Raw genomic sequence first — 19,585 nt, 5'->3', positions numbered from 1 at the left:
CAGATTAACACCGAATATTGGAGGTGCCGATGCAACAGAAAAATCGTCTCGACAGAACCGCAGAGGAGTGGAGAGCTCTACCCGGTGGTAGATTGCTTTGCTCCAAACGACCTTGCGGAAGACGCCAAGTGCCCAATGCTTAGTCAGTTGCGCCCTTTGCGAAAAACATCGCGCCCTTTGCGGTTTAACTAAATAAAAAAGCCGCAAGATTTCTCCAGCGGCTTCTCCAATAGTTTAAGTTTAACTACAAAGCTAATTTCTTGGCAATTGCAGATGGCATACCTGCTTTGTTTAATAAAATTGCTGTTGTTTTATATTTCACATAGTTTTTAGTTACGTATAAATATCCTTTGTAATCGTTGCTGGCGCCCCAGGAGTTTTTAACGATATAATATTCTTTTCCGGTCTGATCTTTAGCTAAACCAACAATGTGCATACCATGATCATCAGTTGTTTGATAGTCATCGAAAGCAAGCTGACGGTTTTCCTGCGTAATTTCCATCTCCGGTTGCGGACCATTAAACATTTCTGCTTTTTGTTTTGCAGTCATTTCAGCGAAAGGCGTTTGCGGTACAAAGGCTACACCATTTTTCCAGCTGAAGTTTTTTTCGCTAACATCTGTAGCCCAGGCTACTGTATAACCACCTTTCAAAGCGTTATCAATAATGTCTGTTAGCTCATCCACTTTTACATTATAAACCTGATCGAAAGACCAGTTATCAGGAACCAATAGGGTAAATTTGCTATAAAAAGGATGGTCATTGAACGATGAAAGTTCAACATAGTTATCTGGATTTAAGCCCACCACTTCCTGAGCGAAAGTTTTTGGGGTGTACTTTTTGCCATTATAAGTAAAGTTTTCTGGTACAGCGCCTAAATAAGCATCAATTACCCCTGTATAAGCTTTTAACCAGTTTGGTGTCAATTCGCCGTTTGCATTTTTTACAACAGCTTCTAAAACACCTTTTTCAATATCGCCAAGTTCTGCAGTTTTATTGATTTTAGTGCCATAGTTTAACCCGGTGTATACCTCTTGTGGAACTGCACCATATTTTCTGTACATGTTGATTACATCGTGCAAAGCACCACCATCTCCTAATGAAACCGCACCATGCATGCGCACGTAATTTTTACCTTTTTCTACATAAGCATTACGGGCCGAAAAAAGCGGAGATAGGGTTACAGGCTGCTTGCCGGCTTTGATCATTTCTGATTCTAAAAAAGAGTTGGTAGAATAGCTCCAGCAAGTACCTGACGACCCCTGATTTTGAACCGGGGTATTGGCCAGGTTAATTACTTCTATAAATTTAAAAGAAGCTGCACTGTTTTCACTTTGGTTGTTTTTTAACGAATTAACGAGATTGTCTTGCGCATAAGTCGCCGATATAGATAACGACAAAGCCAAACCAATCACACTGATTTTGGTGTAGTTGATCATTTTTTATGAATAATTAATAATTGAGCGAATGTAAAAATACTTGTCGATTTAGTACCAAGAGTTTTTGTAATAAATCAATAACATCGGTCATTTTATTGCAACAATGTTGAATTAACATTCTGGTAAACTGATTGGGATGTTCGTTGCTAACCCGCCATCAGAGGTTTCTTTGTATTTCGCATTCATATCTAAGGCCGTTTCCCACATGGTGTTTACTACGGCATCTAAACTTACCTTTGCCTTGTCAGGATTACTTTGTAGTGCCAATTGGCTGGCGGTAATTGCTTTAATGGCTCCCATGGTATTTCTTTCGATGCAAGGAATCTGTACCAGACCTCCAATCGGATCGCAGGTTAAGCCCAGGTGATGTTCCATAGCAATTTCTGCAGCCATTAAGACCTGACGTTGCGAACCGCCTAAACACTCAGTTAGGGCTGCCGCAGCCATGGCGGAAGAAACGCCGATTTCGGCCTGACATCCACCCATAGCGGCTGAAATTGTTGCCCCTTTTTTGAAAATACTACCAATTTCTGAAGCACAGGCAACAAACTGGATGATTTTTTCTTCGCTATAACCATCGCAAAAGGTGATGAAATATTGTAATACCGCAGGGATTACACCCGCGGCACCATTGGTAGGAGCGGTTACTACACGGCCAAACGAAGCATTTTCTTCATTAACGGCTAATGCAAAACAGCTTACCCAATCTAAAATATAATTAAAGCCGTTTCCGCCTTTTCTGATGGCTGTTACCCAGCCTGTATAATCTGAATATTCATTTTTGCCAATTAATCGCTTATTTAGTGGATATGCCCGTCTGGCTACGTTTAAGCCTCCCGGTAAAAATCCTGTGGTATGGCATCCACGATAAATACAGTCGCGCATTACGGCAAAGTGCTGTAAAATGCCTTTTTTTGTCTCCGTTTCGGTACGCCAGGCCAGTTCATTTTCCATCACAATTTCGCTCACTTTTAAACCGGTAGATAAACACCAATGTAAAAGATCTTTTGCTTTATCTACAGGAAAGGGAAGGTCTACCTGAACTTTTTTGCTATTGTCTTCGCCTTCTTTTACCACAAAACCACCGCCAATGGAGTAATAGGTTTCTGAAAAAGCTTTTCCATCTGTTAAAAACGCCTGAAAAGTAACGGCATTGGGGTGAAAGGGTAAACTTTCGGCAAAGAGAAAAAGCAGATCGTTATCGTAATCAAAATCAATAGTTAATTGATCAGCAAGATTTAATTTTTTATCTCTTTGGATACTTTCGAAGGTAGGGGTAACTGCATCCACATCAAAAGTTACCGGATCTGCGCCTGTTAATCCCAATAAAATGGCAACATCGGTTCCATGACCTTTGCCTGTTTTGGCTAAAGAACCATACAGCAATATTTTGATGCCCTCAACATTGTTGATCAGGTTGTGCTGTGTAAGGGAAGCCGTAAATTGCTGGGCAGCCCGCCACGGGCCTAAAGTATGTGAACTGGATGGTCCGATACCAATTTTAAAAATATCGAAAACCGAGATTTGTTCCTTGATCATGATGAAAGTTAGTTATACAAAGCTATGATTGTTTTATGATTTCGGCTAAATTTATTTTAGGCTGGAAAACGAAAATATTATCTTAGGGCAATCCAATCCCAACACGCCAAAAATGGACTTCAACTATCATGCTCGGGAAATCGACCTAAGCTATTGTCGCGCCAGCTCAGGTAAAAGATTTGCTGGTGATGTCATCGACCTGATTATTTCTACGTTTTTCTTTTTGGTATTACATCTGTATCGGAATTTTTTTGCCTGGAACTTTAGATGGAACCGATGATTTTGTAAACAGGTTGGTTGTGATGGTTTATTATAGTTTGTAATGTGTTTAACAGAAGCTGTTTCACGTGGATCAATCCGAAAACTTAGTACAGGAGCTAAAGCCGTAAACTTAGACGGTAGTGAGATTGATTTTTATGAGCATTTACAAGGAATATGATCCGTGCGATTCCCTTTAATGCAATCAGTGCAATTCCTGAGGTCTATGGCACGATTGACTTTCGAACGCGATGGTGGTTGATGAGAAAATTAGCGCTGCAAACCCAAAGGGCAGAGCTGTTTGATTCACTTAAAAATCAAACTCAATAATATCTTCGTCTTTAAGCATTCGCTCTACAAATTTCTGGTGGTTTTGCGGTGTACCGGTAGCCGTCCAGTTTCCGGTAATAATATTGTTTACCAGCTGATGCTTGCCACGTTGGGGTTTCAGTTTACTTTCCCTAAAAACTTCTTCGTAACTTTCTAAATCGCCGTGTGTATGTTGTTTTTTAACAATACGGTAAATCCTTTTGGTAAAGCGCCGGTCGCCAATTTCTTCTAAAAAAGGGAAGATGATCAAAGCCAGCATCACCACGGCGGTAACACCAATGGCTTGTTCATAATAACCAGAACCTACTGCCATGCCAATGGCGGCCACGATCCAGATGATACAGGCTGTGGTAAGGCCTTTAACGCGGTTTTCTTCCTTAAAAATTACGCCAGCACCAAGAAAGCCAATGCCTGTAACAATATTCGAAGCAATCCTATCCTGGCTGGTAGGGCCTATTTTGATGGATAAAATAGTAAACAGGGTTGCGCCTAAACCAATCATCATCATGGTTTTTAATCCGGCAGACTTACTTCTGTATTCGCGTTCTGCTCCAATTATACCGCAAAGTAGAGTTGCCAATAAAAATTTATTGATTTCACTTTGGGTAATGAAATGGTTTTGATCTATAATTTCATTCATCGCCTTTTGTTATCAACGGCAAATTAATAAAAATCATAACATCTCAGTCCGTTTGCGCGGCCACCGTTTGAACTATTTGGAAAATATTTTTCGTAACCTACACCAATTTCGGATGTTCCACCTGTATTGCTATAATTAATTTTTGAAGTTGTAGCATCGTGACTGATGCCTAACCTAAATTTTTCACCATTGGTTCTGCGGTTAAAAATATCAAAGATTACCGAAAATACAATTGCATCATTTCCGTTCGAACTGCCATCATTGCGGTACCAGATGCCTGCATTTATACTGGCATACTTATATTGCATGCCCGCGCTAAACGATTTAATGTTACCTTGTTTATAAGCAATAATAGATGGGATAAGGTAATTTCCATCCCGGTCGTACTCATCTGGCACCAAAGTTAATTTGTAACTTAAATTACCCGATATGCGCATGGGTAACTTAGCCTGAAAACCAGATAAAGATTCATCCGGACGATTAAGGTGATGCATGGCTAATCCCATCATGAATTTTCCGACCACGAGATTGGCGCCCGCATTTGAATCGAAATAATATCGGCTATCTACACTTGGCCTTTCTGCACCCGAAATACTGCCCGGAATATAGCCAATGACATCGATCTGATCGCCAAACACGAGTTTGTCCCAATTTAGCTTTTGGTTGGTAATGCCTGCCTGTAATCCAAATGATAGGGCAAAATCGTCTCCTCCGATGATATAGGAATAGCTTAAGGCAATGTTGTTCTTCACCAGGTAGGCGGTTCCTTCGCTGCTGCGGTTAAAAATAATTCCAACACCACTGTTTAGGCTACTCAGGTTGAGATCTCCGGAAGCGGACATGTACGAATAATCACTGGCCAAGCCTGTCCACTGGTTACGGTAAAGCGCATTAAACCTGATGTCGCCTTCAAACTGGCCTGTAAGTGCCGGATTTAAGTAAATTGGCGCATTGTAAAACTGTGAGTAAATATGGTCTTGTGCCCATGAAACAATTGGCAGTAACCAAAATAAAATTATGATTATCCTTCTCCTCATTATCTATCTGATTAAATATATTACACCTGTTTTTTTCGGGGGAGATGAATCGTGGCTTATGCCTCTCCAATCGCTTCCATTAATAAATTTTACGTCAACTTTCCAGTAATAAATGCCCTGCGGCTGATCCTGGCCTTTATAAGTTCCATCCCAACCTTCCACAGGAGCACCATCATCCAATTTGCTCGTTTCCCAGATTAACTTGCCCCATTTGTTGAAAATAGACATGTTCCATTCTTTAATGCCGCGACCTTTGGCCATAAAGGTTTTAATTTCATTTTTAGCGCTCGGCGGCATAAAAGAGTTGGGAATACTTAAGTTGCCAGGTACACTAATAATCCTTACTGATTGAAATGTATTAGCCGAGCAGTTTTCCTTATTTAATACTTTTAAGGTTACAGTATAAGTACCTTCGTTCGCATAAGTATGGTTAGGGTTTTGCAAGGTAGATGTAGTTCCATCGCCAAAAGACCATTCCCAGCTTACCGCTCCTGTACTGGTATCTTTAAAGCCAAAGCTATAGTTTGGAGCGGAAAGTTCATTGCCAGGAATTACTACGAACGTAGCAACAGGAGGAGCTACAAGCTGAATATAATCAGCCAAGCTCAATGTGTTTTGGCATCGCTGGCTGTTTATTGCGGTAAGGGTAACTTTATAGTTTACGCCTGAGCCCGTGTAAGTGTGCTGAGGCTCAAAATCTGTTGAAGTTGGCGAACCATCACCAAAATCCCATACATAGGCAACTGCACCAACGCTGGTATTTTTAAATTTAACGGTAAGATTAGAACAGCTAATTGTTTTATCGGCCATAAAACCAGCGGTTGGTTGTGGCAGGATTGTAACGGTTTCGCTTATTGAGCTTTTTGAGCAGTCGTTTTCTGCATCTAATCTAATGGTGTATTTCCCGGGCTTGTCGAAAGTTTTTGGAAAAACACCTGTAGTATTGGAATACGCCGTACTGATTTTGCCCGTATCGTCATTCGTAAATGTGTAGGTAAAATTGCTTGCGCCGCGTGTATTATTGATGAAGTTAACGGTAAATGGTACGCAACCAACCTTCTCGTTACCGTTTACTACGAGTCCTGGAGTGATATCATTCGGTGAAACCCTGATGATTACTGGGATTGCATTTGCCTCGCCGCAACTGCTTTTAGCGGTCATGGTTACCGTAAAATCTTTTACTACAAGCGTTTTGAAGGTATGGCTTATTGTTCTTCTATCTGTTAGGGGGCCTGACGATGTGCCATCACCGAAATCGTAGGTATATGTTGTGCCTGCACTTTCCGGGCTGTTATTTACAAAGGTAACAAGGAGATCAGCGCATCCTCTTGTTTTATCAGGCGAGAATATGGCAACAGGTTTAGCATGTACAATAACCGTTGCCGATGTAACCACAGCCGGACCGCATGGTAAGGTTGTGGTTAGCGTAATTTTATAGGTTTTATCTTTCCCGGTTGGGTCAGCCAGAAAAGTTATTGCTTCAGGTTGCGCGAGGTTAGAAGATTGTCCATTACCAAAATCCCAGGCATAGGTGGCACTATTAAGCGGACTGGTGGTGTTGGTAAAAGTAACGCTAAGAGGTCCGCAACCTTCTGTTATGCTTTGTGTAAACGCTGGGGTAACAACAGGAAAAGTGCTGAATACCTCGCTTTTTTCATCTGAAGTACAACCCAGGCTACTGGTAACAATAAGTTTTATGGTCACACTTTCGTTGCCATTTGCAATGGTATAACCTGGAAATATTGGCCCTACTCCGATTGGTACATTATTGGCAAACCAGGTATAAGTACTGTTTCTATCAGGATATAAGGTTGCGGCAATATTGTTAGCGTCGAGTATAAAAGGAGCACAACCTGTTTTAGTATTGTAGGTTATTTCGGCTTTTGCATTTGGGTTTACCGTTATCTTAATTTGGTTGCTTAAAATGTTGCTGCAAACCCCACTGGCTACCGATCGGCGGTAATAAATGCTCACTTTCGGTGTTGGCGGTGTAAAGTTTATACTGTTAGCGCCCAGTACATCGCTCCAGGCAGTTCCATTTAGACTTGATTGCCATTGATAGGTGTAAGTTCCGCTACCGCCGCTGGGTGTAGAGCCTGTTAAAGTTGCAGCAGCTGTGCCGACACAAATATTTTGATCGGCAGAAATGGTATTGTTGGTTAGCCCTGGTAAAACGGTAACCTGTACCGAATTGCTGATCGAAGTACAAATGGTGCTGTTAACCAATCTCCTGAAATAGGTAGAAACTGTGGCCGTTGTGGTTAAGTCCTTATCAATAGCTGATGGGATGTTGGCCCATGTATTGCCATCGGCACTGCTTTGCCATTGGTAGGCAAATGTTCCTGTACCTCCAGTTGGTTTATCGCCTGTAATGGTGATGGTTTGTTCGGCACAAACCGGAACTGCAGATGCGGAAATGTTATTGGTAACCGGCGAATAATAAGTAATGACTACATCATCGGTAGAAGGAGGGCAACCACTAAAACCAGTAATGGTCCACCTGAAAGTATAAGTCTGACCAGGTACAAGGCCCGTAACATCAGTATTTCTACGTGTGGGCTCAATGATGGTCACGCCAGTTTGTGCAGATACCAGTGTCCACATACCACTATTGGACAATGGATCGTTGCCGTTTAATGTGATGCCATTGCCACTGCACAAGCTTTGGTCTGAGCCAGCGTTCGCTGCAACTGTGCCAGGATTAACCGTGATGGTAGTTACCGTTGATACGGCTTCTGCACAACTGCCACTTTGTACTACCGCACGATACTGCGTGGTAGTGGAAAGGTTGGAAAATACATAAGGATTTGCATTTGAAGTAATGGTCGACCAGTTTGTCCCATTATCTATGGAGCTTTCCCAGCGGATAATGTTGCCAACCTGCCCGGTTAAATTGATATTTCCATCGTTTGCACCCGCACACACACTTACATCGCCTGTTGTTGTGCCACCAACACTGATTGGATTTACGGTAATCTGTACATCATCGCTTGATGTGGAGCAATTGGCATCGCTTATCGTCCATTTTAAAGTATAGCTGTTTCCAGCCTGTAATCCCGAGATTGTTGTATTATGCTGCGTGTCATCAGCGAACGTTACAGTTGTCGGTGCAGAAACCACGGTCCATTTACCTGTTCCCACTACCGGACTGTTTCCTTTTAAGGCGTAAGATGTGGCATTGCATACCGCTTCATCCGGGCCCGCATTGGCTAGTGTTGCATTGGGTAAAACAGTAATGGTAATGGTTGTGGGTGTGCCGGGACAGCCGTTTGTAGATATTGGGCTGATGGTATAAGTTACTGTACCTGATGTGGTACCCGAATTGGTTAAAATATCATTAATCCCGGTATCTGCAGATGCCGTCGCTCTGTCGCTATTACCCGTTATTGCACCTGTCACTGTACTGGTATAGGTATAATTAATGTCTGCTAGATTTGCTGATAAAGTGATAGCAGATGAAGTGCCATTACAAATTGTTGATTTCGCTGCCGTTGCGGTTGCAATAGGATTTGGTTTAATTACAACGAGCAGTGAAAAAGGTGTGCCATTGCATCCGTCCAAATGAGGTGTAATGGTATAGGTAACGTTGGCATCTGCATTGATATCATTATTAGTCAATACATCATTAATATCACCTGTTCCGGTTGTAGTCGTGTAGCCAGCGGCAGATGCTGTTCCTGTGGCCGTCCAGGTATAGGTAACACCTGGAACTGCGGAGGTTGGGGTATAAGCCACACTATTCCCTGTACAAATGGTTTTGCTTGCACTACTTGTTAAGCTGATATCTGGTTTGATTTTTAAGATGACCTCATCATCGATCTGGTTGCACGGAGTAGCCAATGCGGTGGTAACCCTTAATGTTAAGGTAACCATACCAGCTGCTTTTTCGGCAGCAGTAGGGGTGTAAGTTGCATTCAGGTCGTTTCTACCTGGATTAAATTGACCTTCACCCCCAATCCATGTTTGTGTGGTTGTAGTTCCGTTTATTGTGCCGCTTAAAGTAAAGCCTGGATCATTAAAGCAGATGTTTTGATCTGGGCCGGCATCAACTATAGGAGCGGTACTGAAAGTTAATACCTGGGTATCTTCGGCCGTGCCGCAGTTGTTTTTATGGACAACTTTTACGGTATAGGTATCATAGCTGTCAAATTTTATCGATGGATACTTTGAATTGGCAGTTGTATTGTCAGTAAAGCTATAGGTTCCTGTTCCAGAAGGAACAACCGTCCAGGTATAAGTATCGGGTAGATCTTGTGTGGTACCTGTAAGTAACGTTTGGGTTGGTCCTGTTGTGGTATTGTTAAAATTGTAAGTGGCCAGGTTGCAGAGCGTAATATCGGGCGAAAGTGTAGCCTTTGGACTTTCGTTTACTACAACAGTTTGTGGCGGGCTGGTAATTAGTCCGCATGATGGAGTAGCGGTGCTTAAGGTGATGGAATATGTCCCTGCCGTAGGAAAGCTGAATACAGGTTCTTTGCTTGCTGCACTTGTGCCTCCTGCAAAATCTACAGCTGGGCTAACAGACCAGGAATATGTGTTAGCGGCATCGCAGATATTATCGAAAACAGAAAGATCGGTTGCTTTTAATGTTGTTCCGGCACAAATTGTATTTGATGGCAAACTGAAATCGGGCTTTGGCGAATCTTGGATGCAGATTTTCATTTCTACAGGATCGGCGTCGCATTCACCGGTGATATTCTTTGACTCCAATCGGATAACATGCTCGCCATGACTGGAAAAAACATATTGAAAGTTGAATGATTTTGGTCTGTCTGCCGCTTTAAGTACACCATCTACATACCAGTTGTAGGTAACATTATTCGGTGCGCAGGCTGCGGTATTGGTGTTTGGGTTTTCGCCCAAAACAGATGTATTGGTAAATACAATATTGGCATTGGTACAACCCGGGCTAGTGAAGGTAAAGGAGTTTACTGGTTTTGTTACTACTTTGGCCGAAGAAGAAACTGGTGTGCCCATCGTTGGGCAAAATGCATTTGATACCTTAATGGATACATCAAAAGCATTATAAATTGTTCCCGAGCTGGAGCTGGAGACACTGCCGCATGAGGAGCGTTTGTAAAGGTGTTCAACTAAGCCGTTATTGTTAATGATTTCGCAGAGCGTATACGTTGTAGTGGTTTGATCTCCCCATGCAATTGTATAAATATCACCCGGGTAGTTGTTTTGTATACCCGAGGCAGAAGTTACATCAACGTTAAATTTAAAAGTAGCTGATGGAAGGCATAATACATTATTCCCTGAGTTGGCAAAAGCCGTAATCGCTTTGTTATTGATCAAAAGATAAGCCTTTGTAGCAACCGTTCCATCGGGCATTACCGCTTTTGTATAAATGGTATAATGTGATTGCTGGGCGGTAAAAGATTGTAAAGGTGTAGCAAAAGAAATAGTAGCTGATGTAGAGCCAGTCATCTCGTCAGTAACTGTTGCGGTTACCGAAGTGTTTGCAGTAGATTCATTGTTGAGGGAAAAAGTATTATTCGCTCTGCTGGTACAGTTTCCGAATGTCTCATTATTCACATTCTCATTTAATAGTGTAGAGGTTAATTTTGCTTCTACAGCTGGCCCCGCCTTCACTTCAAAAGGCGAAGATTGCGCACTTACTGTAGCAGGGATGGTTGTTTTTACCCGAACCCGGTAACCTGTACCCGGTGTTAGGTTGTTAGGAAGTAATCCGTTTATGTAAGTGCTGTAAAAGCCTGCGTAATTGCCTATAAGGATTTCTGTAGCGAAATTTCCATTCTGATCTGATAAGTAGAGCTGGAACTGATTGCCTTGCGATATACAGCTTGTTGGTACTTTAAACGGAACAGCAATGGTGCTGCCTGGGGTATATGGCCCCGGATCTACCGGGCCAATGCTTACCTGAGCTAAAACGTTCGACGTGAGTAAAAATGTCCAAAAAAATAGGACAAAAGAAAACCACTTCCTTTTACAACGAATCTTCATAGACATTTAATAATAAGGATTGATTTTTATTGCGTTCCGGGGGGATTCATTAGTTACCTGATTTTATCAATATCAGAAATGAGTACTAGGCCTAAGACACATCAATAAATATTCGCTTTAAAGTACGTAGTTTTTGGCTTACATCGCCAAAATTTTACACCAAAAATACTGAACCTGTAGGTGAAGGCGTGATAAAGCTTCTTTATGATATAATAAGGCATAAAAAAAACCCTCAGGTAATTATACCTTGAGGGTTTTTTTACACGAAATTATTTCGCTGCGATAGAATGGTATTACATCATACCACCCATGCCACCGCCGCCCATTGGAGGCATTGGAGCACCACCTTCTTCAGGTTCATCTGCTAAAACAACTTCTGTGGTTAATAACATGGCTGCAATTGATGCTGCATTTTCTAAAGCTACACGGCTTACTTTGGTTGGGTCGATAACACCAGCGCCAATTAAGTTTTCGTAAGCACCGGTACGTGCATTATAACCAAAATCAGCAGTACCTTCCTTAACTTTTTGTACTACGATTGAACCTTCAATACCTGCGTTTTCGCAAATTTGACGTAATGGTTCTTCAATAGCACGGCGGATAATCTGAATACCTGTGTTTTCGTCTTCGTTAACACCTTTTAAATCAGCGATAGAAGCTACGGCGCGGATGAAAGCTACACCACCACCTGCAACAATACCTTCTTCTACAGCCGCACGGGTTGCATGTAAAGCATCATCAACACGGTCTTTTTTCTCTTTCATTTCAACCTCACTGGCTGCACCAACATAAAGTACTGCAACACCGCCAGCTAATTTAGCTAAACGCTCCTGTAATTTTTCTTTATCGTAGTCAGATGTAGTGGTTTCGATTTGCGCTTTAATCTGGTTAACACGTGCTTTAATATCATCTGTGTTGCCTGAACCGTTAATTACAGTCGTATTGTCTTTATCAACAACAACTTTCTCTGCAGAACCTAAGTAAGTTAAATCAGCGTTTTCTAATTTGTAACCTCTTTCTTCAGAAATAACAGTACCTCCGGTTAAGATCGCGATATCTTCTAACATTGCTTTTCTTCTGTCGCCAAATCCTGGAGCTTTAACAGCCACAACTTTCAATGACCCACGGATTTTGTTTACTACCAATGTAGCTAAAGCTTCTCCATCTAAATCTTCTGAAATGATTACTAATGGTTTACCTGTTTGAACAGTTTTTTCTAAAACCGGCAACAATTCTTTCATGTTGCTGATTTTTTTATCGTAGATTAAAATGTAAGGACTGTCTAATTCAGCTTCCATTTTATCTGCATTGGTAACAAAGTATGGAGATAAGTAACCTCTGTCAAACTGCATACCTTCTACTGTTTTAACTTCAGTTTCAGTACCTTTTGCTTCTTCAACGGTGATTACACCATCTTTACCAACTTTGCCCATTGCTTCAGCAATTAGCGCACCGATTACTTCATCATTGTTAGCAGAAATAGACGCAACCTGTTTGATTTTGTTATTATCTTCGCCAACTGTTTGTGATTGTGTTTTTAAGTTTTCTACAACAGCAGCAACGGCTTTATCGATACCACGTTTTAAATCCATTGGGTTTGCACCGGCGGCTACGTTTTTAATACCAGTAGTAATAATTGCCTGAGCCAATACAGTTGCAGTAGTAGTACCATCACCCGCAATATCAGCTGTTTTAGATGCTACTTCTTTAACCATTTGAGCCCCCATGTTCTCAACCGCATCTTTTAATTCGATTTCTTTCGCTACCGTAACACCATCTTTGGTAATTGCTGGTGATCCGAATTTTTTATCGATAATTACGTTACGTCCTTTTGGACCTAAGGTTACTTTTACTGCATTTGCAAGAATATCAACACCTCTCTTCAGGGCGTCGCGTGCTTCTACGTTATATTTTACTTGTTTAGACATTTTAAATTTTGTTTTTAAAGTTTTAATGTTGGAAGGTTGAAATGTTTCAATCCATCCGATTTATACAACATTGTAACATTCAGCGTTACAACATTTCAATTGATCTACCCAACAACAGCGTAAATATCGGTTTCGCGCATGATCAGGTAATCTTTACCTTCATAAGGGAACTCTGTACCACCATATTTACCATAAATTACAACATCGCCAACTTTTACGCTCGCTTTTTTACCTTCAGAATCTTCTTCAGAAACAGAAACTACAGTTCCTTTAGATGGTTTTTCTTTTGCAGTATCAGGGATATACAAACCTGATGCAGTTTTTTCTTCAGCTGCGGCCGGTTCAACGATTACTCTGTTCGAACTGCCAGCAATTGGTTTAAGGTTTAACGCCATAACTTTTATTATTTTTTATTTTGATTTGAATTTTTAACTATGCATACAATTAACACTTTTTATGCCAAGTGATTTTCAGGGACAAATTTTCACCAAACTGTCAATCTTTTCATGCTAATGGTTTGTGGGTGTGTCAGCATGGCAGTTTGTTACGGCTTTTAGCTAACCTGTTTATTCAATGAGGCCGGAGATCACGTTTTGCGTAAATCGACATTAATGATAGTAGAATCCTAACTATAGTTCCTTTTCAGTTAAATATTTCCAATACCTTTTGGGCACGTGCTGAACATGAAGTTTAGTATTTTTACGGGCTACAATATTGGCGCTTTTGAAATAATCTTTCCAGAGTGTTGCATACAAAGCTTCGCTATCATCCATTAAAATTGATGCCGGGCTCTGTTTGTTTATTCCATTGGTAAAACTGATCGTAATTTCTTCAACCGAGGTTAAATTATAATGCAAACCATATTTCCGTTTTAAATCATAAATAACCCATTGCTGGTCGGCATACCGGTACTTAAAATGATTGGATATTAAAGGTAGCACATTAAAATCAGGATCGATACCTGCATAAAATATACCATCTCCGGTTTTCTGAAAGCGGATAAAGGCCTCCATCCGGTGTTTTTCCCGTTCTACGCTTTTAGCATATTTAGAAAGGGCAATGATATGCTCGTTTCCATAATTGCTTTCCGCACCTGAAGCATGGTTAAAAATGTAAATTGAGAATTGAAAAAGATGATTGTAAGCTTCGGGAATTTCGGATAGATAGCTGCAATAAAATTTGCGGAGCCAGTCTTTCTTTAACTTTTTCTGAAGTCCGGCCCAAACACGGTCGGCCTTGGCTCCATCAGTAATTACCGTAAAACTTTCTGCAAAAGCTTCCGGCTGGAACATTTCGGTGGATTTGAGCATCACCCTGCCTGGTTTGCGTTCAAACCATTCAAAAACGGCTGTTAAAAGTCCTTGTAGCGAACCATCAAAAATGTAGGTCATATTTTTATTTACAGGTTTTACATCAGTCGTCATTCCAGCACAAGGGGGGATATTAGTGCAATAGCTTTAAGATTATTGATAAGTATTCCCTTATTTCAAAGGCATTGTGTTCCCGATCAGTTGGGGCTGGTGCATCTCCCTGAGCGGACAGCGCAATTAAAACAAAATCATCTGGTTACTATCGGTTTTTAGATATTTACTTTTGCTTTCGGCCAGAATAAAAGCCTTGATCTGCGTACCTTGATAATCTTTTAACTGATAAGGGCTATCACAGCAAACAATAAAATGTTTGGCTTTATTGTAGGCTATACCTATTTTTCTGAGCTGATCAATCCTGAGTTTACCAAATTTACGCGCCTGAACAATTTTCTTTGCCGACATTACACCGATTCCGGGCACCCGCAGTATCATTTTATAATCAGCAGTGTTGATATCCACCGGAAAATGTTGCATGTTTCTGATTGCCCAGCTTAATTTTGGATCAATATCAATATCAAGGTTAGGATTAGCATCGTTTAAAATTTCCTGTACTTTAAACCCGTAAAAACGCATCAGCCAATCGGTTTGATACAAACGGTTTTCCCGTAACAACGGTGGTTGGGTACCCAATATAGGCATTCTGGTATCGTTGCTGATGGGTACATAACCGGAATAGTATACCCGTTTTAAAGAAAAATTTTTGTAAAAGGCATTAGCTGTGTACATAATGTCTTTATCACTTTCCGGTGTGGCGCCAATAACCATTTGGGTGCTTTGTCCTGCAGGTACAAATTTCGGGATATGTTTGATCAGTTTTTTATCTGCTGAAAACTGGGAGATCTGTTTTTGCACAAAGTCGAGTGGTTTAATTACGTCTGCATGGTTTTTTTCAGGGGCCAGAAGTTTTAGCCCGGCTTCGGTAGGCATTTCCAGATTGATGCTCATCCGGTCGGCATACAAACCCGCTTCTTTAATTAATTCATCGCTGGCGCCGGGAATGGTTTTTAAATGGATGTAACCATTATAATTTTGCTCTAAACGTAACTTTTTTACCACTAAAAGCAGTCGTTCCATGGTAAAATCGGCATTTTTAAAAATCCCTGAACTTAAAAACAAGCCCTCTATATAGTTGCGGCGATAAAAATTCATAGTCAGTTCCACCACTTCATCTACGGTAAAAGCCGCACGCTTTATATCATTACTTTTACGTGAAACGCAAAATAAACAATCGTAAATGCAGTGGTTAGTGAGCAGGATTTTTAAGAGCGAAACACATCTGCCATCTTCTGTGTAGGTATGGCAAATGCCCGAACTGTGGCTGTCTCCGAGTCCTTTGCTGTCATTTTTTCTCGTGCCGCCGCTTGATGAACAGGAAACATCATATTTAGCAGCGTCGGCAAGAATATTTAATTTTTCACGGATACGATCAAACATAGGGATATATTTTACTAACAAAGATAGTCTAAATAACTAAAAATATTAGTAAATAAATTAGTTTAATCCATTCGAATAGGGAATAATCGCATGCAGTTAAGGTTATTTACCTTCCCATTCTTTGTAAAAGTGTTCCAGGTAAAGTAGCATAAAATCGTGTCTTTCTGTTGCCATTGCTTTTCCTGCTCCGGTGTTCATCAGATCTTTTAATAAAAGCAGTTTTTCATAAAAGTGGTTAATGGTTGGTGCGGTTGTATTTTTATAGCTTTCCTTATTGAGGTGTTTTTCCGGTAAAATTGCAGGGTCGTAAAGCACTCTGTTTTTAAATCCTCCATAGGTAAAAGCCCTGGCGATACCGATAGCCCCTATGGCATCTAAACGGTCTGCATCCTGTACAATTTGCAGTTCTTTCGAAGTAAAACCTGCACCATCAAAACTATTTTTGAACGACATGTTCTGGATAATCAGTTTAACATGCGCAATTATATCAGCATCAATATCAATCGACGATAGGAACGATGCGGCTATGTTTGGTCCAATTTCTTCATCACCATTATTGAATTTAGGATCAGCAATATCATGCAATAAGGCGGCGAAACAAACTACAAGTTCATCGCCATTTTCCTGTTGATTAATGGTTTGCGCAGTTTTAAAAACACGCTCAATATGAAACCAATCGTGACCTGCTTCGGCATTAGCCAATGTTTCTTTTACAAAGTCGATGGTTTTTTGAATGGAGACCTGCATAGTTGAAATTTTGCTCCAAAGGTATTGGAATTATCTGCAGGGCACAAGAAATGATATCAACAGCAACAGTTTAGCTTGCTGTTCTTTTCTCGTCATCAGCAATGATTTTTATCAAGTCACCGTGGTTTAAGGTCAATAAATGTGCTACATCAACTTCCAAAATGGCTGCAATCTGAAATAAACGATCGATAGTTAATTTGCTATAACCGAGCTCAATTTTGCTGTAAGCATTTTGGGATATTTTTAGTTTCGCTGCCAGATAATCTTGAGTGTAATCTCTGTATTCTCTAATTTTTCTAATATTCCCCGCAACATTCCTTGTTTTTAAAGCTAATACATCTTCCATAAATCGGATAAATTTTTAATATTTTTTACTTATGTACGAAAGTTTTACTCCTATAGATTTTAAGAGCATAACTTTTAGCGCATTTAAGAATTACACGTAAAGGGGATGAATTATATGGGTAACAAAGTCAGGCGTAAAATGTTTGGTGTTTACTTTAGCCAGGGGTTAGATTTTGTAAAAGTTAGTCTTCTTGAAATTGCAGAAGCCGGACGGAAGCAGTATGATAATAAAAGATATGAGGTGAGAAGCGGTCAACAAATTAAGGAAAGCTAAAAAAAAAGCTAGAAAGATACAGTTATCATGAAGGACTAATATAGGCCCCAGTCATCTTCAAACTCATCTTTTTCAAAATATTTAACCCACTCTATAAAAAGTAGACGAAATTTTTCAATTTCGTCTAAAACGATGTCTTTATATTCCGGGGTACATATTTCAAACATGTCTGCGGCTCTTACCTGGGTTTCCAGTTCGCGGCAGTTGGTTCTGATGATAGAGGCATTTTCCATCCTCAAAATATACATGTCTGCACCTTCTGCACCAACAATTTTGGGGCATAACATCATGGCATTTTGCATAATCAGGTTAGCAGTCATTTCCGCCATTTCTCCCTCAAGTGTTTCGCAGAACAGGGCAGCATATTTGTAAAGGGCTCTGGCCTGATTGTACAGGCTTTTAGCCCGGGTCACTTTCAACCTAACCTTTTCAGCATCATCGCTTGAAAGGCTTTCATCCGCCTCATCGTCCCGGCCAAATCGGCTAAAATGTTCCCATTCGGGCATATGATCCATGTCATCAAATTCCATACTTGTCAAATTTCTGCGTTGATACGTAACAAAGCGTAATATATTAATTTCCAGTAAAAAGGCTATGCATCGGTTAATGGTGCCCTGCGAGATCCTTCATATAATTCATATTCTAATAAACGGCAATCTAATTTACCGTTATAAAATTCAATTTTTTTAGCCGCTTTTAACCCAATTTTTTTTGCAAGATCAGGATTTCCGGTGAAAATATAACCAGCGTAGCCCTTACATTTTGTCTTCATAAAATCACCCATCCGTTTATAGGTCAGTTCCAACTTACTGTGCACACCTAAACGTTCACCATATTCGGGGTTAAAAATCACAACACCTTTACCATCTTCAGGAACAGGCGTTAATTCAAAATCGCAGACCTGAAATTCAATTAATGTGTCAACACCTGCTGTTTTTGCATTTCTGCGCGTTACTTCTAGCGCATCTTCCGACAAATCGGAAGCTACAATTTTGAAATCAACGCTTTTAATTACCTGATCTTTTAGGATTCTGCGTTCAGCAAAAAAAACTTCCTCATCATAACCCAATATGTGCATAAAGCCATAATTCATGCGGTATAAACCAGGAGCGCGGTTAGTGGCCAAAAGGGCGGCTTCAATAGCTAAGGTACCTGATCCGCACATGGGGTTGATAAATGCTGATTTTTTATCCCATTTAGTTGCTAAAATAACTCCGGCAGCAAGTGCCTCTAACATCGGGGCTTTCCCTGGTATTTTTCGATAACCATGTTTGGCAAGGGTTTCGCCAGATGTATCCATAAAAACATCAGCATCAGCATCTTTCCAATATAAATGCACAACCGTTTTATTGGCGTCCGATCCTGAGTTCGGACGAATGCCCTTTTTCGCTTTCATGCGGTCTACAATTGCGTCCTTAACCTTTAGGTTTGCAAAAAGTGGTGTAGTAATATTTGGGTTATCAACATTTGAGGTTACGGAAAAATAACCCGAAAAATCAATCAGTTCTTCCCATTCAATGGCTGCAATTTCATTATATAGATCATCTGGAGTAACGGCTTTGAAACTTTTTATGGCATATAGAATCTGGCTGGCGCAGCGCAGGTTCAGATTTAGTTTAATACACTCTGTAAGGGTGATATTGAGTTCAACGCCGGTAGCAAAAGACCGCTCAATGGTGTAGCCTAAAGCCGTAACTTCTTCTTGTAAGTAGGGCGAAAGGCGCTTATTGCAGGTAATAATTACCTTGCTTTTATTGTGGAAAACTTGCATCATAATATATGCGAAGTTATCAATAAAATTATAGAGATTTGATGTTTATAGTACATTAAGTAGTATTAGTTATGGAAATTAAAGGAAAAGTACACGAAGTAGGTGCCACGCAACAGATAAGTGAAACGTTTAAAAAACGTGATTTAATAGTAGAATACGCAGAAAATCCAACATACCCAGAATATATCCGTTTTGAGGCTTTACAAGATAAAACTGCATTATTAGATACATTTAAAGCAGGCGATGAGGTTGAGGTTTTCTTTAATTTACGTGGTCGTCCCTGGACAGATAAAACGGGTAAAACATCATATTTTAACAGCTTGGTTATTTGGCGTATCAATGCAGTTGCTGCAGGCGCTCCGGCAGCCACGCCAGCTTATGCAGCTCCGGTTGATGTAAGCAATGCGCCAGGAGAAGATGATGATTTGCCTTTCTAAATAAAGATTCTTTTTTAAGCAAACAATTTTGAACCATGCCGAGGCTTAGCTTCGGCATTTTTTTTGACCC

The 19,585-nt window shown here is 40.5% G+C and carries 15 protein-coding genes; 2 read left to right on the top strand and 13 right to left on the bottom strand.

Annotated elements, in window-relative coordinates:
- Positions 1-244: 244 nt before the first annotated feature.
- The 11 genes from ACFE6N_RS01760 to ACFE6N_RS01710 all read right to left on the bottom strand — a co-directional run bounded on the left by ACFE6N_RS01760 (position 245) and on the right by ACFE6N_RS01710 (position 17,034).
- Positions 245-1,438 (bottom strand): aminopeptidase C, encoded by a 1,194-nt coding sequence (locus ACFE6N_RS01760; RefSeq protein WP_378933210.1) that lies wholly within the window; start codon positions 1,436-1,438, stop codon positions 245-247.
- Between the two features lie 111 nt (positions 1,439-1,549).
- On the bottom strand, positions 1,550-2,977 hold the full coding sequence (locus ACFE6N_RS01755; protein ID WP_378933208.1) for an L-serine ammonia-lyase: 1,428 nt from the start codon (positions 2,975-2,977) through the stop codon (positions 1,550-1,552).
- A 568-nt stretch (positions 2,978-3,545) separates the two neighbouring features.
- Positions 3,546-4,205 carry an MgtC/SapB family protein gene (locus tag ACFE6N_RS01750; RefSeq protein WP_090983549.1) on the bottom strand — a complete coding sequence of 220 codons (660 nt, stop codon included), beginning with the start codon at positions 4,203-4,205 and terminating at the stop codon, positions 3,546-3,548.
- Positions 4,206-4,228: 23 nt separating this feature from the next.
- Positions 4,229-5,242 carry a PorP/SprF family type IX secretion system membrane protein gene (locus ACFE6N_RS01745; protein WP_166672346.1) on the bottom strand — a complete coding sequence of 338 codons (1,014 nt, stop codon included), beginning with the start codon at positions 5,240-5,242 and terminating at the stop codon, positions 4,229-4,231.
- A 3-nt stretch (positions 5,243-5,245) separates the two neighbouring features.
- Positions 5,246-11,209 carry a PKD domain-containing protein gene (locus ACFE6N_RS01740; protein WP_378933204.1) on the bottom strand — a complete coding sequence of 1,988 codons (5,964 nt, stop codon included), beginning with the start codon at positions 11,207-11,209 and terminating at the stop codon, positions 5,246-5,248.
- A gap of 293 nt (positions 11,210-11,502) precedes the next feature.
- A complete protein-coding gene (gene groL, locus ACFE6N_RS01735) occupies positions 11,503-13,137 on the bottom strand; it encodes a chaperonin GroEL (protein WP_090983555.1) in 1,635 nt (544 codons plus the stop codon).
- A 104-nt stretch (positions 13,138-13,241) separates the two neighbouring features.
- The gene (groES, locus tag ACFE6N_RS01730) at positions 13,242-13,532 is read right to left on the bottom strand and encodes a co-chaperone GroES (RefSeq protein ID WP_025141798.1); all 291 of its coding nucleotides are present in this window, start codon (positions 13,530-13,532) and stop codon (positions 13,242-13,244) included.
- Positions 13,533-13,766: 234 nt separating this feature from the next.
- The gene (locus ACFE6N_RS01725) at positions 13,767-14,528 is read right to left on the bottom strand and encodes a TIGR03915 family putative DNA repair protein (protein WP_378933201.1); all 762 of its coding nucleotides are present in this window, start codon (positions 14,526-14,528) and stop codon (positions 13,767-13,769) included.
- 156 nt (positions 14,529-14,684) lie between these two features.
- Positions 14,685-15,941: a putative DNA modification/repair radical SAM protein gene (locus ACFE6N_RS01720; RefSeq protein ID WP_378933199.1), complete on the bottom strand. Its 1,257-nt coding sequence runs from the start codon at positions 15,939-15,941 to the stop codon at positions 14,685-14,687.
- Positions 15,942-16,043: 102 nt separating this feature from the next.
- On the bottom strand, positions 16,044-16,688 hold the full coding sequence (locus ACFE6N_RS01715; protein ID WP_378933196.1) for an HD domain-containing protein: 645 nt from the start codon (positions 16,686-16,688) through the stop codon (positions 16,044-16,046).
- A 70-nt stretch (positions 16,689-16,758) separates the two neighbouring features.
- Positions 16,759-17,034 carry a helix-turn-helix domain-containing protein gene (locus ACFE6N_RS01710; RefSeq protein ID WP_090983563.1) on the bottom strand — a complete coding sequence of 92 codons (276 nt, stop codon included), beginning with the start codon at positions 17,032-17,034 and terminating at the stop codon, positions 16,759-16,761.
- A gap of 114 nt (positions 17,035-17,148) precedes the next feature.
- On the opposite strand from ACFE6N_RS01710, the gene ACFE6N_RS01705 reads away from it, so the two are divergent.
- Positions 17,149-17,307 carry a hypothetical protein gene (locus tag ACFE6N_RS01705; protein ID WP_378933193.1) on the top strand — a complete coding sequence of 53 codons (159 nt, stop codon included), beginning with the start codon at positions 17,149-17,151 and terminating at the stop codon, positions 17,305-17,307.
- A gap of 35 nt (positions 17,308-17,342) precedes the next feature.
- On the opposite strand, the gene ACFE6N_RS01700 is transcribed toward ACFE6N_RS01705, so the two are convergent.
- Both ACFE6N_RS01700 and ACFE6N_RS01695 read right to left on the bottom strand, forming a co-directional pair.
- Positions 17,343-17,837, bottom strand: coding sequence for a hypothetical protein (locus tag ACFE6N_RS01700; protein ID WP_090983565.1), 495 nt, complete (start codon positions 17,835-17,837; stop codon positions 17,343-17,345).
- A 62-nt stretch (positions 17,838-17,899) separates the two neighbouring features.
- Positions 17,900-19,078, bottom strand: coding sequence for a class I SAM-dependent RNA methyltransferase (locus ACFE6N_RS01695; RefSeq protein WP_378933827.1), 1,179 nt, complete (start codon positions 19,076-19,078; stop codon positions 17,900-17,902).
- A 71-nt stretch (positions 19,079-19,149) separates the two neighbouring features.
- Here ACFE6N_RS01695 and ACFE6N_RS01690 point away from each other — a divergent pair, with 71 nt between their 5' ends.
- Positions 19,150-19,515: a DUF3127 domain-containing protein gene (locus ACFE6N_RS01690; RefSeq protein WP_090983567.1), complete on the top strand. Its 366-nt coding sequence runs from the start codon at positions 19,150-19,152 to the stop codon at positions 19,513-19,515.
- The last annotated feature ends 70 nt before the right edge of the window (positions 19,516-19,585 follow it).

The organism is Pedobacter sp. BG31 (assembly GCF_042464845.1).
Taxonomy (GTDB): Bacteria; Bacteroidota; Bacteroidia; order Sphingobacteriales; family Sphingobacteriaceae; genus Pedobacter; species Pedobacter suwonensis.
The sequence above is the reverse complement of the archived record's forward strand: the minus strand, read 5'-3'. Positions and strand labels throughout refer to the sequence as shown.

What these genes read in the sequence shown, in the direction of transcription:
- ACFE6N_RS01760 (WP_378933210.1), bottom strand. Translation starts at nt 1,438, where the DNA reads ATGATCAACTACACCAAAATCAGTGTGATTGGTTTGGCTTTGTCGTTA.
- ACFE6N_RS01755 (WP_378933208.1), bottom strand. Translation starts at nt 2,977, where the DNA reads ATGATCAAGGAACAAATCTCGGTTTTCGATATTTTTAAAATTGGTATC.
- ACFE6N_RS01750 (WP_090983549.1), bottom strand. Translation starts at nt 4,205, where the DNA reads ATGAATGAAATTATAGATCAAAACCATTTCATTACCCAAAGTGAAATC.
- ACFE6N_RS01745 (WP_166672346.1), bottom strand. Translation starts at nt 5,242, where the DNA reads ATGAGGAGAAGGATAATCATAATTTTATTTTGGTTACTGCCAATTGTT.
- ACFE6N_RS01740 (WP_378933204.1), bottom strand. Translation starts at nt 11,209, where the DNA reads ATGAAGATTCGTTGTAAAAGGAAGTGGTTTTCTTTTGTCCTATTTTTT.
- groL (WP_090983555.1), bottom strand. Translation starts at nt 13,137, where the DNA reads ATGTCTAAACAAGTAAAATATAACGTAGAAGCACGCGACGCCCTGAAG.
- groES (WP_025141798.1), bottom strand. Translation starts at nt 13,532, where the DNA reads ATGGCGTTAAACCTTAAACCAATTGCTGGCAGTTCGAACAGAGTAATC.
- ACFE6N_RS01725 (WP_378933201.1), bottom strand. Translation starts at nt 14,528, where the DNA reads ATGACCTACATTTTTGATGGTTCGCTACAAGGACTTTTAACAGCCGTT.
- ACFE6N_RS01720 (WP_378933199.1), bottom strand. Translation starts at nt 15,941, where the DNA reads ATGTTTGATCGTATCCGTGAAAAATTAAATATTCTTGCCGACGCTGCT.
- ACFE6N_RS01715 (WP_378933196.1), bottom strand. Translation starts at nt 16,688, where the DNA reads ATGCAGGTCTCCATTCAAAAAACCATCGACTTTGTAAAAGAAACATTG.
- ACFE6N_RS01710 (WP_090983563.1), bottom strand. Translation starts at nt 17,034, where the DNA reads ATGGAAGATGTATTAGCTTTAAAAACAAGGAATGTTGCGGGGAATATT.
- ACFE6N_RS01705 (WP_378933193.1), top strand. Translation starts at nt 17,149, where the DNA reads ATGGGTAACAAAGTCAGGCGTAAAATGTTTGGTGTTTACTTTAGCCAG.
- ACFE6N_RS01700 (WP_090983565.1), bottom strand. Translation starts at nt 17,837, where the DNA reads ATGGAATTTGATGACATGGATCATATGCCCGAATGGGAACATTTTAGC.
- ACFE6N_RS01695 (WP_378933827.1), bottom strand. Translation starts at nt 19,078, where the DNA reads ATGCAAGTTTTCCACAATAAAAGCAAGGTAATTATTACCTGCAATAAG.
- ACFE6N_RS01690 (WP_090983567.1), top strand. Translation starts at nt 19,150, where the DNA reads ATGGAAATTAAAGGAAAAGTACACGAAGTAGGTGCCACGCAACAGATA.